The sequence below is a fragment of the Pantoea sp. Fr-CA_6 genome, from assembly GCF_024520895.1.
In the GTDB taxonomy this organism is placed as follows: domain Bacteria; phylum Pseudomonadota; class Gammaproteobacteria; order Enterobacterales; family Enterobacteriaceae; genus Pantoea; species Pantoea agglomerans.
The window spans coordinates 149919-164927 of the sequence record NZ_JALNPO010000006.1 but is presented as its reverse complement, the minus strand read 5'-3'; the positions used below and the strand labels follow the sequence as shown (position 1 = coordinate 164927).

At 58.0% G+C, this 15009-nt stretch carries 13 protein-coding genes; 8 read left to right on the top strand and 5 right to left on the bottom strand.

The window, feature by feature from the left end:
- Positions 1 to 3 precede the first annotated feature (3 nt).
- Both NR201_RS13060 and NR201_RS13055 read left to right on the top strand, forming a co-directional pair.
- Complete coding sequence (locus tag NR201_RS13060; protein ID WP_187511326.1) at positions 4 to 2451, top strand: fimbria/pilus outer membrane usher protein; 2448 nt, start codon at positions 4 to 6, stop codon at positions 2449 to 2451.
- Positions 2448 to 3425: a spore coat U domain-containing protein gene (locus tag NR201_RS13055; RefSeq protein WP_010249011.1), complete on the top strand. Its 978-nt coding sequence runs from the start codon at positions 2448 to 2450 to the stop codon at positions 3423 to 3425. The genes NR201_RS13060 and NR201_RS13055 overlap by 4 nt, the downstream gene beginning before the upstream one ends.
- On the opposite strand, the gene NR201_RS13050 is transcribed toward NR201_RS13055, so the two are convergent.
- The 3 genes from NR201_RS13050 to exbB all read right to left on the bottom strand — a co-directional run bounded on the left by NR201_RS13050 (position 3422) and on the right by exbB (position 6130).
- Positions 3422 to 4744 carry an MFS transporter gene (locus NR201_RS13050; protein WP_010671115.1) on the bottom strand — a complete coding sequence of 441 codons (1323 nt, stop codon included), beginning with the start codon at positions 4742 to 4744 and terminating at the stop codon, positions 3422 to 3424. The two genes, NR201_RS13055 and NR201_RS13050, sit on opposite strands and share 4 nt — an antisense overlap.
- A gap of 234 nt (positions 4745 to 4978) precedes the next feature.
- Positions 4979 to 5401: a TonB system transport protein ExbD gene (gene exbD / locus NR201_RS13045; RefSeq protein WP_256849839.1), complete on the bottom strand. Its 423-nt coding sequence runs from the start codon at positions 5399 to 5401 to the stop codon at positions 4979 to 4981.
- 6 nt (positions 5402 to 5407) lie between these two features.
- Entirely contained in the window at positions 5408 to 6130 is a 723-nt protein-coding gene (gene exbB / locus NR201_RS13040; RefSeq protein WP_256849838.1) for a tol-pal system-associated acyl-CoA thioesterase, read from the bottom strand.
- A gap of 352 nt (positions 6131 to 6482) precedes the next feature.
- Here exbB and NR201_RS13035 point away from each other — a divergent pair, with 352 nt between their 5' ends.
- The 5 genes from NR201_RS13035 to NR201_RS13015 all read left to right on the top strand — a co-directional run bounded on the left by NR201_RS13035 (position 6483) and on the right by NR201_RS13015 (position 11509).
- Complete coding sequence (locus NR201_RS13035; protein ID WP_010249015.1) at positions 6483 to 7454, top strand: TRAP transporter substrate-binding protein; 972 nt, start codon at positions 6483 to 6485, stop codon at positions 7452 to 7454.
- A gap of 48 nt (positions 7455 to 7502) precedes the next feature.
- A complete protein-coding gene (locus tag NR201_RS13030; protein WP_010671117.1) occupies positions 7503 to 8009 on the top strand; it encodes a TRAP transporter small permease in 507 nt (168 codons plus the stop codon).
- 14 nt (positions 8010 to 8023) lie between these two features.
- A complete protein-coding gene (locus tag NR201_RS13025; protein WP_010671118.1) occupies positions 8024 to 9310 on the top strand; it encodes a TRAP transporter large permease in 1287 nt (428 codons plus the stop codon).
- Between the two features lie 135 nt (positions 9311 to 9445).
- Positions 9446 to 10636, top strand: coding sequence for a cystathionine beta-lyase (gene metC / locus NR201_RS13020; protein WP_010671119.1), 1191 nt, complete (start codon positions 9446 to 9448; stop codon positions 10634 to 10636).
- A gap of 210 nt (positions 10637 to 10846) precedes the next feature.
- On the top strand, positions 10847 to 11509 hold the full coding sequence (locus tag NR201_RS13015) for a DedA family protein (protein ID WP_010249020.1): 663 nt from the start codon (positions 10847 to 10849) through the stop codon (positions 11507 to 11509).
- A 32-nt stretch (positions 11510 to 11541) separates the two neighbouring features.
- Here NR201_RS13015 and NR201_RS13010 read toward each other — a convergent pair whose 3' ends face one another.
- A complete protein-coding gene (locus tag NR201_RS13010; protein ID WP_010249021.1) occupies positions 11542 to 12450 on the bottom strand; it encodes an AraC family transcriptional regulator in 909 nt (302 codons plus the stop codon).
- 203 nt (positions 12451 to 12653) lie between these two features.
- Here NR201_RS13010 and dkgA point away from each other — a divergent pair, with 203 nt between their 5' ends.
- Positions 12654 to 13478, top strand: coding sequence for a 2,5-didehydrogluconate reductase DkgA (dkgA, locus tag NR201_RS13005; RefSeq protein WP_010249022.1), 825 nt, complete (start codon positions 12654 to 12656; stop codon positions 13476 to 13478).
- Between the two features lie 98 nt (positions 13479 to 13576).
- On the opposite strand, the gene ftsP is transcribed toward dkgA, so the two are convergent.
- Positions 13577 to 15007, bottom strand: coding sequence for a cell division protein FtsP (gene ftsP / locus NR201_RS13000; protein WP_010249023.1), 1431 nt, complete (start codon positions 15005 to 15007; stop codon positions 13577 to 13579).
- Between the last annotated feature and the right edge of the window lie 2 nt (positions 15008 to 15009).

Sequence of the window (15009 nt, the reverse complement as noted above, 5' to 3'; positions counted from 1 at the left end):
TGAATGAGACCGTTTTCCCTGCATCCCTGCGCGCTGGCCGTGGCCAGCGTCATTTACGCTGTTACGCCGGATCCTGTGCTGGCGGAGACTTACTCATCCCTGCCCCCGCCACCCAGCCTGCAGACCAGCAGCAACGGTCAGCAATATATGCTGGAGCTGGTGATTAACCAGCAGGAGAACGGCAATATTGTGCCGGCAGAGCAGCGCGACGGTCATTTCTGGATTCGCAGTGGCGATTTGCAGCGTGCCGGCCTGCCAGCGGATAAGCTGGGCCAGCAGCCGCAGGTCGATGTCAGCAGCCTGCAACCCATCAAAGTGGAGTATGACGCTGCGCGACAGCGTCTGCTGCTGACCGTACCGCCTGAGTGGCTGCCCGGTCAGGTGATTGGCGAGGCGAAGAACGGACCGCGCTATCCGGGCCGTACCAGCAGCGGCGCGCTGATTAATTATGATCTTTACGCCAGCCGCACGGATAACAGTGGCTCCCGCCTGTCCGCCTGGAACGAACTGCGGCTGTTTGGTGATGCCGGTCATTTCTCCACTAATGGCGTCTGGCAACAGCAGCTGGAAGGCAGTACGACTTATCAGGATGATGGCTATATCCGCTACGACACCTGGTGGAGCAATGAAGATGAGAATGCGGCAGTAAGCTGGCGGGTCGGCGATCTGGTCACCGACTCGCTGGCCTGGAGCAGCAGCGTGCGGCTCGGTGGCATCCGCGTCGGTCGCGACTTCAGCGTCCGTCCCGATCTGGTGACCTATCCGCTGCCCGCTTTTTCCGGTCAGGCCGCCGTCCCTTCCACCGTCGATCTGTTTATTAATGGCTATCGCTCCAGCCAGGCGAACGTGCAGCCTGGCCCCTGGTCGATGACCAATGTGCCATTCGTTAACGGCGCAGGTGATGCCGTGATCACTACCACCGATGCGGTTGGCCGCCGTGTCACCACCACCATGCCGTTTTACGTCTCCAGTAACCTGCTGAAATCGGGGCTGTCGGATTACGCCTTCTCTGCCGGGGCAATCCGCGAAAACTATGGCATAAAGAACTTCGATTATGGTGAGGCAGCGGCCAGCGGCTCTTATCGTTACGGTATGACCGACTGGCTGACGCTGGAGAGCCACGCCGAAGGCAGCGAAACGCTGGCGATGGGCGGGCTGGGTGGTCAGCTGCGCGTCGGCAGCTGGGGCGTGGTCAACGGCGCGGTGGCGCAAAGTCAGCTCGATGGCGAGAGCGGCAGGCAATATAGCTGGGGATATCAGTACAACAACCGCTGGTTCAACATCGGCACTCAACAGACCCAGCGCAGCAGCGACTTCGGCAATCTGGCGCTGGTCGGCAGCCGTGCCGGTAGCCAGGCGGATAGCCGCTACGCACTCTCACGCCGCAGTGCTCAGTACAGCGCCAGCGTCTCGCTGAACCGCTTTGGCAGCGTCGGTGCCGCTTTCATCGACATCACCGACGGTCAGGGCGATCGCACCCGGCTGTGGAACCTCTCATGGAGTAAAAATCTGTGGGGTAACAGCAGTCTGTATGTCTCGGCCAGCCGCGATCAGCAGGAGAAAAGCTGGACCGGGGCGATTTCGCTGGTGATCCCGTTTGGCGAACAGGGCAGCGTGGCCCTCAGCAACGAACGCGACCAGCGTGGCCGCGACAGTCAGCGCGTTTATGCCTCACGCGCCATGCCCAGCGACGGCGGGTTCGCCTGGGATGCCTCCTGGGCGAATCAGAGCGGAGACAGCGGCGATTATCGTCAGGGCAGTCTGCGCTATCGCAACAACCAGATTGATACCTCGGCGGGCTTCTATGGCGATGATGACAACCTCACCCAGTGGGCCGATCTCTCGGGTGCGCTGGTGTTAATGGACAACAGCGTCTTTGCCGCTAACGAGATCAACGACGCCTTTGTGCTGGTGAAGACCAACTATCCCGACGTTAACGTGCGCTACGAGAATCAGTCGATGGGACGCACCAATCAACAGGGTTATCTGCTGGTGCCCGCCATCAGCAGCTACTACCCGGCCAAATATGATATCGACACCCTCGACCTGCCGGCAGATATGACCACGCCACGGGTTGAGCAGCGCTTTGCGGTGAAACGCCAGAGCGGCTATCTGCTCAACTTCCCGGTGGAGAAACTGCGCTCAGCCAGCGTAATCCTGGTCGATGCGCAGGGCCAGCCGCTGCCGGTATCAAGCCTGGTGCAGCGTCCCGATCATCCCACAGAGTATGTCGGCTGGGATGGCATCGTCTGGATGGAAGATCTCGCCGCCAGTAACCCGATGCAGGTGGTGACGCCCGATGGCCGCCAGTGCGAAACCGAACTGCGCATCGCCAGCGGTCAGCCGCAGGCGCTGAAAACTTACGGCCCCCTGACCTGTGCGCTGCCCGCCCCTGCCGCAGGCAGCGCCCCCTCTCCCGCTGAATCATTTACGTCCGGAAACCGACCATGATGAAATCTGTAATACTGGCTGGCCTGCTGCTGTTACTGCCGTCGCTGGGCTACGCCGCCTGCGCCCTGCCCGCATCGACCGCCAGTTTCGGTTCAGTCACAACCTTTGTGGCTAACACCACCGTCAGTTCCACCACCACGAATGCCAACGTCAACTGTGGCGCGGGTGCCGGGCTGTCGCTGCTGGGCAATAACCAGATCACCTTTCAGCTGACGGGCGCGACCAATAGCAACGGCACGCGCGGCACACTGAAACGCAGCGGTGATACCGGCAGCGATAATGTGCCGGTGCGGCTCTGCACCGACACGGCCTGCGCTACCGAACTGACGATTGGCGGCACGCCATTTGTCTATGGTTCGCAGACCCTGATCAACCTGGCGGGGTTGCTGGGCAGCCTTAACTTCGCCATCCCGGTCTATCTGCGCACCGTTCCCGGTCAGGTGGTCGCCGCCGGGACCTACCAGCTGACGCTGAATATGGCCGTGACTTATCGCATCTGCACCAGCGTTGCGATTGGCAATATCTGTTTAAGCGAGCAGAACGGCAGCGGTGTCATCCCGATTAATATCACCGCCATTCTTACCAATGACTGCACCACCATCACCGCGCCGAATATAAGCTTTGGCAGCGCGCCGCTGGTCGGCAGCTTCTCCGCCGTATCACAGACCATCAACGTGTTGTGCAGCAAAGGCAGCACCTATACCGTCGGGCTGAGCAACGGCAGTTATCCGGTGGGCAGCGTCAGGAATATGGCGAGCGGCGCGAATCGGCTGAGCTATGAAATTTATAAAAGCACCACCAGCAATCGCTGGGGATCGGCAGGCACTGAACGCTGGAGCAGTACCACCTCGACGGCGGTATCCACGGATGGACTGACGCGCGGTTTTAACTACACCGCGCGCATCCTGACCACGCAGAACACGCCGCCAGCCGGAAACTACAGCGACAGCGTGGTGGTCGATTTGTCGTTTTAGAGTGAAGCACTGACCGGCGTGCCGCTGTGACGGGTCTGATACTGCTTCACCATCCGGCCAATCAGCAACGTGCCGATTAACCCACAGACTGCGGCAAAGGTCAGCCAGACGCCCGGCATCGCTTTGTCACCGGTGGCATGGATCAGGTAGCTGGAGATGGCAGGCGTAAAGCCGCCAAACAGCGCCGTCGCCAGGCTGTAAGCCATGGAGAAACCGGCAGCGCGCACTTCAGCAGGCATGATCTCCGCCAGATAGACCACCATCGCACCGTTATAGCTGGCATAGAGAAACGACAGCCACAGTTCCGCTTCCAGCAGGTGAGCGAAGCTGGCCGATCCCACCAGCCAGTGCAGCACCGGCCAGGTGGTGACAATCATCAGCAGGGTAAAAATGATCAGCAGCGGACGGCGACCGACGCGGTCCGACAACGCCCCCATCAGCGGCAGCCAGATGAGGTTTGAGACACCGACACAGAGCGTCACCAGGAACGCCTGCTTGTCACTCATCATCAACACCGTTTTACCAAAGGTCGGGGTAAAGGCGGTGATCATGTAGAACATCACCGTGGTGGTGACCACCATCAGCATCCCCGCCAGCACCAGCGCCCAGTTGCTGGCGACAGACCGCATGATTTCCGTCATGCTCGGATGATGTTTACGTTTGCTGAACGCCTCGGTCTCTTCCAGCATCCGGCGGATATAGAACAGGAACGGCACAATCAGACAGCCGATCACAAACGGGATACGCCAGCCCCACTCCGTCACCGCCTCTTTCGCCAGCAGATGATTCAGCATCAGGCCCAGCAGAGCAGCAAAGATCACCGCAATCTGCTGGCTGCCCGACTGCCAGCTGACGAAAAAGCCTTTGCGTCCTTTGGGCGCGACTTCGGCCAGATAGACCGACACGCCACCCAGCTCCACGCCCGCCGAGAAGCCCTGCAACAGCCGTCCCAGCAGGATCAGAATCGGCGCTGCCACGCCCAGGGTGGCATAGCCCGGCACCAGCGCGATAGTCAGGGTGCCCATCGCCATTAAGCCCAGCGTCAGCAACAGCCCTTTACGACGACCATGATGGTCGATGTAGGCACCGAGGATGATCGCCCCCAACGGGCGCATCAGGAAGCCGGCACCGAAAGTCATCAGGGTCAGCATCAGGGAGGCAAACGGGTCATCGCCGGGAAAGAAGGTTTTTGAAATGGCAGTGGCGTAGTAGCCAAATACCATAAAATCGTACATCTCCAGGAAGTTACCACTGGTGACGGTGAAGATGGTTCGGGCGGCACTTTTCGGCGGCTTTTGTAAAGAGGGGGTGTGACTCATAACGGCTTCCTGTTGTTTTTTAGCCGTTTTAGCCTGCCTGATGCGGGATTAATGTGACCTGGCTCACCATTGCACTTTACAAATCTATGTACATAAGTAACAACCAATTAACAATTCAGCTCAGGCAGCATAAGTGATTACCCTGGCCCTGATTTGCCTGATTTTATAGGGCTGGAGAGCAGCCATAAAAAAGGCGACCTGAACAGTCGCCTTTTTCCTGAGCCGGATAACCCGCTATTTCTTCACGGTTTCCATGCCCATCAGACCAATTTTCAGATAGCCCGCCGTGCGTAGCTTATCCATCACGCTCATCAGCGTTTCATAATCGACTGACTTATCCGCCTGGAAGAAAATGGTGGTCTCTTTATTGCCCTGGGTCTGGTTAGTCAGCACGTTAACCAGCGACGCCGGCGTGACCTGATCGTTACCGACGTAAAGCTGCTTATCCGCTTTAATCGACAGGTAAACCGGCTTTTCCGGGCGCGGCTGCGGCGCGCTGGTTGAGGCGGGCAGATTGACGCGTACGTCGACCGTGGCCAGCGGCGCGGCCACCATAAAGATGATCAGCAGAACCAGCATGACGTCGATAAACGGCGTCACGTTGATCTCATGCATTTCACCATCCGTTTCCAGATCGTCGTTTAATCGCATTGCCATAAGAACTTACCCTAAGCGCAGTTTCTGAGCCGTCGCAGGACGCGGAACATCAGTGGCGACGGTGCCCAGATCGATATCACGACTCTGCAGCAGCATCACCTGAGCGGCGACATCACCCAGCGAGGCTTTGTAGTTGGCGATCATGCGGGCAAAGACGTTGTAGATCACCACCGCCGGAATCGCAGCGATCAGGCCAATCGCGGTTGCCAGCAGCGCTTCGGCGATACCCGGTGCAACAATCGCCAGGTTCGTCGTCTGGGTTTTAGCGATGCCGATAAAGCTGTTCATGATGCCCCATACGGTGCCGAACAGGCCGATAAACGGCGCAACCGAACCGATGGTCGCCAGGAAGCCATTGCCCCGGCCTGCATGGCGGCTGAACGCAGCGACGCGGCGCTCAAGGCGGAAACTGGTGCGATCTTTAATCCCGTTGGTATCTTCCACGCCAGCCGACAGTTCAAGCTCATTCTGCGCATCATTCAGCAGCACCACACTGTGGCTGTGACCGGTAAACGACTGGGCAATGCGGGCGGCGTCATTCAGATTGCGGGCTTCGCTCAGCGCCAGATGCTCGCGCTTCAGGCGGCGCTTAGCGGCGCTGAGTTCGGCGTATTTGCCGAAGAAGATCGCCCAGGTCACCACTGAGGCCAATAACAGGCCAATCATGACCACCTTTACCACGATATCGGCATGTTGATACATGCCCCAAACGGAGAGGTCCGTTTGCATCAAATCACTGGCTACCACGCTGCTTCTCCAACTTCTGATTCAGGGATGCGAGACAAGCGCGAATAATAGCAAAACGACGGCGAATTGATAGTAGTTCTCATTAGTATTTACAAAGCTGATCTACGCCATTTACCCGCAATTGACCAGGTTTAAACACTTTTGACAAGGATGTTTCGAAAATGTGAAGTTGCATGAAAATTTATTAAAACATCGTTTCAAAATGTGATGGCATTCATTCAATCAGCATTGCCGCATTTTACTGGCGCGCGTTTTCACTATGCTGGCTCCACACGGTTCTCTCCGGTTAGCCCCCGACGCCGGACGCCGTCCTACCTCAGCGGGAGACAAAATAATGAGAATGACGAAAACATGCCTGGCCAGTGCCCTGGCGGCGATGATGATGAGCGCCACCGCCACGGCACAGGTGATCAAAGTGGCTGAAGTCCAGCCTGCCGGTTATCCGACCGTCGTCGCCCTGCAGCACATGGGCGACAAACTCAAACAGGCCACCGATGGACGGCTGGAGATGAAGCTCTTCGCCGGTGGCGTGCTGGGGGACGAAGATCAGACGCTGCAACAGGTGCAGCTGGGCGCAATCGACATGATCCGTGTGTCGCTGGCGCCAGTCACCTCGATCGCCCCGGAAACCAGCGTGCTGACCCTGCCCTACATTTTCCGCGACATTGACCACATGCACAAAGTGCTGGATGGCGAGATAGGCCGCGAGATTGCCGACAAATTCGATAAAGATCCCAACGCCCGCATGGTGTTCCTGGGCTGGACCGATGCCGGTGAGCGCAACATGATCACCAAGAAGCCGCTGGCAAAACCGGAAGATCTGAAAGGCATGAAGATCCGGGTGCAGAACAGCGCCATCTCGCTGGCGACGCTGAAAGCGATGGGCGCGAATCCGGTGGCGATGGGCGTCAGTGAAGTGTTCAGTGCGATGCAGACCGGCGTGGTCGATGGCACCGAGAACAATCCACCGACCTTTGTCGCCCATAACTATATGCCGGTGGCGAAGTACTACACCCTCAGCGGCCACTTTATCCAGCCAGAGATGATCCTGTTTTCAAAACGCGCCTGGGATCGCCTGAAACCTGAGGATCAGGCGCTGCTGAAGAAGCTCGGCAAAGAGGCGCAGGATGAGGAGCGCCAGCTCTGGGCGACCTATACCGAGGAGTCGATCGCCAAAATGAAGGCGGGTGGCGTCACCTTCCAGCAGACCGACCGTGACTACTTCGTCAAAGCGACCCAGCCGGTGCGCGATCAGTTTGGCGGCAAATATCAGGATCTGATGACCCGGATCGCTGAGGTGAAATAACCCTTCCGCGCCACACTGCCGTGTGGCGTGCTTAATCAGGTATCAATTATGGCTGCTTATACACGTCTGATGGATGGGCTCTATCTGCTGTGCATGCTGATTGCCGCCGTGGCACTGATGATTATGGTGACGGTGATCCCGATCGGGATCTTCGCCCGCTACGTGATGAACGGCGCGCTCTCCTGGCCGGAACCGGTGGCCATTATCTGCATGATCATTTTTACGTTTATTGGCGCACCGGTCGGACTGCGGGCCGGAACGCATATCTGCGTTTCCATGGTTACCGATCGCCTGTCACCCGCCCGACAGCGCCTGATGCTGCGCGTCAGCGATCTGCTGATGATCATCACCTGTCTGGTGATCTTTCAGGCCAGTTACAGCCTGTGCGAAGCGATGTGGGTGCAGACGCTCGCTTCATTACCGGCAGTAACTTACGGCGAGATGTATCTGCCGATTCCGATTGGCGCGATCTTCACCCTGCTGTTTGTTGTTGAGCGATTGCTGACCGGCGATCAGAGCCAGCGGCCGATTGTCACGCTGGGCGGCACCCACTAACGCGGAGCAGAAAAATGGATGCATTGATCTTGATAGGCAGTTTGCTGGTGTTGCTGATGGTGGGTTTTCCGGTCGCCTTTGCGGTGGGGCTGAGCGCCTTTATTGGCGCCTGGTGGATCGATCTGCCGCTGGAAGCGGTGGTGATTCAGGTGACCAACGGCATTAACAAATTTTCGCTGCTGACTATCCCGTTCTTTATTCTCGCGGGTGCGATTATGGCGGAGGGTGGGATTGCCCGGCGGCTGGTCAACTTCGCCTATATCTTTGTCGGCTTTATCCGCGGTGGCCTGTCGCTGGTGAACATTGTCGCTTCCACCTTCTTTGGCGCGATTTCCGGCTCATCGGTGGCGGATACCGCCTCGATAGGCTCGGTGATGATTCCGCAGATGGAGGAGAAAGGCTATCCGCGTGATTTCGCCGCCGCCGTCACCGCCAGCGGCTCAGTGCAGGCGGTGCTGACGCCACCCAGCCACAACTCGGTGATTTACTCGCTGGCGACCGGCGGCATGGTGACCATCTCCTCGCTGTTTGTTGCCGGTATCTTTCCCGGCCTGCTGCTGGGTGGCTGCCTGATGATAATGTGCCTGGGTTTTGCCCATAAACGCGGCTATCCCAAAGGAGAACGTATTCCGTTTCGTCAGGCGCTGAAAATCTTCTTCGACGCGTTCTGGGGCCTGTTTACCGTGGTGATCATCATGGGTGGCATTCTCTCCGGTATCTTTACCGCCTCGGAGTCCGCCGCGATCGCCTGTATCTGGGCCTTTTTCGTCACCATGTTTATTTATCGCGACTTTAAATGGAACCAGCTGCATATCCTGCTGTTCCGCACCATTAAGACTGTCACCATCGTGATGGTGCTGATCGCCTTTGCCGCCGGATTTGGCGCGGTGATGACCTTCATGCAACTGCCGACGATTATCACCGAGGCGTTCACCAGCCTTTCCGATAACAAATATGTGATCCTGATGTGTATCAACATCCTGCTGCTGGTGGTGGGGACGCTGATGGATATGGCACCGCTGATCCTGATCCTGACGCCGGTGCTGTTGCCGGTCGCCACCGCGCTTGGCGTCGATCCGGTTCACTTTGGCATGATCATGCTGACCAACCTCGGGATCGGCCTGATCACCCCGCCGGTCGGTACGGTACTGTTTGTCGCCAGTGCGGTCAGTAAGCAGAAAATCGAGCAGGTGGTCAGAGCCATGCTGCCGTTTTACGGCATGCTGTTTATCGTGCTGATGCTGATTACCTATATTCCCGCCATCTCCCTCTGGTTACCGCGCCTGATGGGCGTGATGTAGCGTCGGCAAAATCGGGTCCGGTGGCGGACCCGATTTTCATCCTGCGAAGCACTCTGATAATCACCATTGAGTCTCAACCCTGCTGGTCGTTTCGTGGTAACGTGAGGGCTTAGTCAGAAGCGGCAAAGGCGACTCATGACCACCAGAAAAATTGATACCACGCTCGTCAGTGCAGGACGCAGCAAGCGTTATACCCAGGGCTCGGTGAACAGTGTGATTCAACGGGCCTCCTCGCTGGTTTTTGATACGGTCGCGGAGAAGAAACGCGCCACCGCCGGTCGGGCAAAAGGCGAACTCTTTTATGGCCGTCGTGGCACCCTGACGCACTTTGCGCTGCAGGATGCGATGACGGAGCTGGAAGGCGGCGCAGGCTGTGTGCTCTACCCCTGCGGCGCGGCTGCCGTGGCGAACGCGATTCTGGCGTTTGTCGAGGCGGGCGACCACGTGCTGATGAGTGGCGCAGTCTATGAACCGACCCAGGATTTCTGTACTAAAATCCTGACTAAGCTGCAGGTTTCAACGGGCTGGTTCGATCACTGCATCGGCAGTGAAATCGGTGAGCTGGTGCAGCCCAATACCCGGGTCGTTTTCCTGGAATCACCGGCCTCTATCACGATGGAAGTTCAGGATATTCCGGCGATTGTGGCGGCGGTTCGCGCTAAAGCGCCCGAGGCGATCATCATGATCGACAACACCTGGGCGGCCGGTATCTTATTTGATGCGCTGGCGCACGGCATCGATATTTCGATTCAGGCGGGCACCAAATATCTGATTGGGCACAGCGATGCGATGATCGGCACGGCGGTCGCCAATGCGCGCTGTATCGATCAGCTGCGCGAGAACTCCTATCTGATGGGTCAGATGGTCGATGCCGATACCGCCTACATGGCGAGTCGGGGTCTCCGCACGCTGGGCACCCGTCTGCGTCAGCATGAAGAGAGCGCGATTCAGGTGGCAGAATGGCTGGCCGCGCGTCCCGAAGTGGCGCGGGTTAATCACCCGGCGCTGGCGCAGAGCAAAGGTCATCAATTCTGGCAGCGTGATTTTAACGGCAGCAGCGGCCTGTTCTCTTTTATCCTGCAGGAAAAACTCAGCGCGCCCCAGCTGGCGGAATATCTCGATCACTTCCATCATTTCAGCATGGCCTACTCCTGGGGCGGCTATGAATCGCTGATCCTGGCGAATCAGCCGGAAGAGCTGGCCGCGATTCGTCCGGCGGGTGGAGTCGATTTCACCGGTACGCTGGTGCGACTGCATATTGGTCTGGAGCACGTTGACGATCTGCTGGCCGACCTGGACGCCGGTTTTGCGCGCCTGACGCGTTAATAAACTCAGGTAAAAGATAAACAGAGGCTAAACAGAAGATGAACCGGGTAGCGGCCACCCGCAGAGTTTGCCGGGCTGCTGCTCATTTATTGTTAAAATTTATCCCAGACCGTTCAGGTCATCAGTGAGGTCGCTGCATTTATTGCGCAGCGCCGCGACCGATTGCCTGAATGCAGACGGATAGTTCCTTGTGACGTGATGGAATAGCAAATGGGTGTTTTACACGAGATTGTCCACGCGCTCTGGCATCAGGATTTTGCCGCGCTGGCAAATCCGGATGTGGTGTGGGTGGTGTACGGCGTGATGTTCCTGACGCTGTTTCTGGAAAATGGGCTGTTACCCGCCTCTTTCCTGCCGGGCGACAGCCTGCTGCTGCTGGCGGGTGCGATGGTGGCAAAAGGGGTAATGGATTTTGTGCCGACGATGGTGATCCTCACCACCGCCGCCAGCCTGGGCTGCTGGCTGAGCTATCTGCAGGGTCGCTGGCTGGGGAATACCCGGCTGGTGAAGAGCTGGCTGATGCATCTTCCGGCGCAGTATCACCAGCGCGCCTGGAATATGTTTAACCGTCACGGCCTGATGGCGCTGCTGGTCGGCCGTTTTCTGGCTTTCATCCGGACGATCCTGCCGACCATGGCGGGCATTGCGGGCTTACAGAATGGTCGCTTTCAGCTCTTCAACTGGCTCAGCGGCGTGCTGTGGGTTGGCATCGTCGTGACGTTTGGCTATGGCATCAGCCAGGTGCCGTTCATCAAGCGTCATGAAGATCAGGTGATGGCGATCCTGATGATACTGCCGATGGTGTTGCTGTTTCTCGGACTGTTCGGCAGCATTCTGGTTATCTGGAAAAAGCGTCGGCAGAAACAGGCCTGACGTCAGCGCATAGCATCAGGATCCGCCGCCACTCAGGCGGACGGATCCGCTACTGTCTGCCGCACACGATTCACCTCTTCCCCTGGCGTCACGCCAAAATAGCGCTTAAATTCCCGCGAAAACTGTGAGGGACTTTCATAGCCAACCCGCACCGCCGCCGCACTCGCTTTCAGCCCATCGTGCAGCATCAGCAATCGCGCCTGATGCAGGCGATATCGCTTGAGATACTGCAGGGGCGACGTCTGCGTGACCGCTTTAAAGTTATGATGAAAGGCTGAAACGCTCATGTTCACTTCCGCCGCCAGCGCATCGACGCTGAGGTTTTCCGCATAGTGATTCTCAATCCGTCGCAGGGCACGCGCGATCAGGCTGAATTGCGTCTGTCGGCTCACCAGTGAGAGCAGCGCACCACCAATCGGGCCAGTCAGCACGTAGTAGATAATCTCCCGCACGATGTGCGGCCCCAGCACCCGCGCATCGCGCGGCTGGGTCATCACATCAAGCAGCCGCTCAGCGGCACACAGCATCGGTTCCGTCAGCCACGCCGAGTGGATCCCCGAGGTCTGCGGCTGCGGCTGGAACTGATCGTCATCGCCGATTTCAATCAGCAGATCCTGCAGGCTGGCGGTATCGACATTAAGGCACAGCCCGGCAATCGGCACCTCTGGCGAGGCCCAGGTTTCGCACTCCACCGGCAGCGGCACGGTGAGCATCAGGTACTTGCTGGCGTCATACTGAAACACCGTGCTGCCGAGATAGCCGGTTTTGCTGCCCTGAAACAGGATCACAATGCCGGGCTGATACATCATCGGCGTACGGGGACGATATTGATTAGCGTAAATCAGCGACACATTTTCGACCGGGCAAAGACGGTCGTGACCATGGGTCATTAATGTGACGACCTGCTGCGCCAGCCGGTGACACAGGGCATCATGCGCCATAGGGACTCCTTTTACGGGCAAAAAACCAGTGTGCCGTGCGAATGCCTGAATCACCAGCAGCCTGGAGAATCAGGCAAGAAATTTACCGGATCGGGCATGCGGCAGAACCGCTGTTTTTGCCTCAGCTAAGCAGGCTGAGAATTGTTGGCTAGACTTAAGCACAGTGAAATCTCACGGATTAACCGCAACGGAAAGGAGCAACTATGGCAGACCAACCCATTATCAAACTGCGCGATGGCAATATGATGCCGCAACTCGGACTCGGTGTGTGGCAGGCCAGCATTGAAGATGCACGTCATGCGGTGCTGAAAGCGCTGGAGGTCGGCTATCGCTCAATCGATACCGCCGCCGCCTATAAGAATGAAGAGGCGATTGGCCAGGCACTGCAGGAAACTGACGTGCCGCGTGAAGAGATTTTCGTGACCACCAAACTCTGGAACGACGATCAGCAGAACGTTCAGCAGGCGATGGAAACCAGCCTGGAGAAACTGAAACTGGAGCAGGTTGATCTCTATCTGATGCACTGGCCGTGCCCGGAAAAAGACAATTATGTCGATGCCTGGAAGAAGATGATTGAACTGCAGCAGCAGGGGCTGACTAAAAGTATCGGCGTCTGTAACTTCCATGAGGCGCATCTGAAGCGACTGCTGGATGAAACCGGTGTCACGCCGGTGGTGAACCAGATTGAGCTGCACCCGATGCTACAGCAGCGCACGCTGCATGCGTGGAACGCACTGCATCAGATCCAGACCGAATCCTGGAGTCCGCTGGCGCAGGGCGGCAAAGGGGTCTTCGATCAGGAGATCATCAAGTCGCTGGCGAAGAAATATGGCAAGACGCCGGCACAGATCGTGATCCGCTGGCATCTGGATAGCGGCCTGGTGGTGATTCCGAAGTCGGTGACACCAGCCCGCATTGAAGAAAACTTTAAGGTGTTCGACTTCCGTCTGGACAAGCATGAAGTGAGCGATATTGCCAAGCTGGACAGCGGCAATCGTCTGGGGCCGGATCCGGAAACCTTTAACTAAGGCTGGGCGTCACCGGGTGAGCTCACCTTATCTGCCCTGCGGCTGGGGCAGCTAACGATTAACGCGGTCAGGCGGGCTCTCCCTGCCTGACCGCGCTGTTATGCGCTGGGCTGCACCACCAGCTGACCGGCAGTACCGCGGTCGGCCAGTTCCAGCGTCTGACTGTAATAGACGAACGGGAAGTGATCTGACGAACTTTGCGGGAAAGTGACCATCAGTTCCACGCTGCCATCGACCCACACCGTATCTTTCCAGCCACGATCTTCGCCCATCGGCTGTGCACCATTCACACTTTTAATCAGGAACATCACGCCCTGGATATGCAGCGACTGTGGCCGGTCAGCATGCAGGATCCAGCGCTCAAAGGTGCCCTGCTGTGCCGTGGTGTCAATGCGGCTCATATCCCAGATCGCGCCGTTAATGCCCGGCATGCTGTCACCGATGCGGAATTCACGGGTGCGAACCGCCACGCCATCCAGAATCTGATCGGCCAGCAGCCGCATCGGCAGATTATCCGTCACCAGCGGCAGCAAGCCGGTTGGCCGCAGCGTCAGGATCAGGGTTGACGTCAGAATGGAGGATGGCTCAAAGAAGCCGCGCAGCCGATCCATAATGCCCGCCGCCGTACCTGCGGTAATCGACACTTCATCGCCCTGCGACATATCCACCAGCACTTCGCGGCGTTCGCCTGGCGCCAGTGACAGGCGCTGCACCGCCACCGGCGCAGGCAGATAGCCCTGATCGCTGGCGATGACCATAAACGGGCGATTGTCGCTGAGCACCATCTCATAACGGCGCGCATTCGACGCGTTCAGCAGACGCAGACGCACCCAGCCGCGTGATACCTCCACAAACGGATTGCGTACGCCATTCACCAGCAGCGTGTCGCCCAGGAAACCACCATCCTGCGGCGGGTCATAGACCGGCGTGGCAAAGTTATCGAGCCGCTTGTCCTGAATGATAATCGGGAAGTCATCGACGCCGTAATGCTTCGGCAACGGCAGCTGCCTGCCAATATCATCTTCCACCAGCCACATCCCGGCCAGTCCGTTATAGATGTGCGGAGCCATGCGGTTCGGCGTGTTGGCGTGATACCAGCAGGTTGAGGCCGCCTGACGAATCGGCAGCACCGGCGACCAGTCGACACCGGCTGACATCATACGCGGCGCGCCACCCATCAGCGCACCCGGCAACTGCAGGCCGCTGATAGTCATGGAGACCGGCTCGTTCAGACGATTGCTGTAGATCAGCTTAACGTCATCGCCGCTGTAAACCCGGACGGTCGGGCCAAGATAGAGGCCATTAATGCCCCACACCGGCACTTTGTTGTTGTCGCCATTAAAAGACCAGTGGCTGCGCTGCATTGTCAGGAACAGCGGCTGGCCGCGACGGGATTCCAGCAACGGCGGAACCGGAAGTGGCGTGTCGCCATTAGCTGAAGAAGCGGCACGCGCCGCATGAGGTAGTACACTGGCGCTAAGCGCCGCTCCGGCAGAAAGCTGGATGAACTGACGTCTGCTGAAAGACATAA

Bases quoted from the DNA above. Each gene is read 5' to 3' on its own strand.
- metC (WP_010671119.1), top strand. From the start codon at position 9,446: ATGACCACCAGAAAAATTGATACCACGCTCGTCAGTGCAGGACGCAGC.
- exbB (WP_256849838.1), bottom strand. From the start codon at position 6,130: ATGCAAACGGACCTCTCCGTTTGGGGCATGTATCAACATGCCGATATC.
- dkgA (WP_010249022.1), top strand. From the start codon at position 12,654: ATGGCAGACCAACCCATTATCAAACTGCGCGATGGCAATATGATGCCG.
- exbD (WP_256849839.1), bottom strand. From the start codon at position 5,401: ATGGCAATGCGATTAAACGACGATCTGGAAACGGATGGTGAAATGCAT.
- NR201_RS13050 (WP_010671115.1), bottom strand. From the start codon at position 4,744: ATGAGTCACACCCCCTCTTTACAAAAGCCGCCGAAAAGTGCCGCCCGA.
- NR201_RS13060 (WP_187511326.1), top strand. From the start codon at position 4: ATGAGACCGTTTTCCCTGCATCCCTGCGCGCTGGCCGTGGCCAGCGTC.
- NR201_RS13035 (WP_010249015.1), top strand. From the start codon at position 6,483: ATGAGAATGACGAAAACATGCCTGGCCAGTGCCCTGGCGGCGATGATG.
- NR201_RS13015 (WP_010249020.1), top strand. From the start codon at position 10,847: ATGGGTGTTTTACACGAGATTGTCCACGCGCTCTGGCATCAGGATTTT.
- NR201_RS13025 (WP_010671118.1), top strand. From the start codon at position 8,024: ATGGATGCATTGATCTTGATAGGCAGTTTGCTGGTGTTGCTGATGGTG.
- NR201_RS13055 (WP_010249011.1), top strand. From the start codon at position 2,448: ATGATGAAATCTGTAATACTGGCTGGCCTGCTGCTGTTACTGCCGTCG.
- ftsP (WP_010249023.1), bottom strand. From the start codon at position 15,007: ATGTCTTTCAGCAGACGTCAGTTCATCCAGCTTTCTGCCGGAGCGGCG.
- NR201_RS13030 (WP_010671117.1), top strand. From the start codon at position 7,503: ATGGCTGCTTATACACGTCTGATGGATGGGCTCTATCTGCTGTGCATG.
- NR201_RS13010 (WP_010249021.1), bottom strand. From the start codon at position 12,450: ATGGCGCATGATGCCCTGTGTCACCGGCTGGCGCAGCAGGTCGTCACA.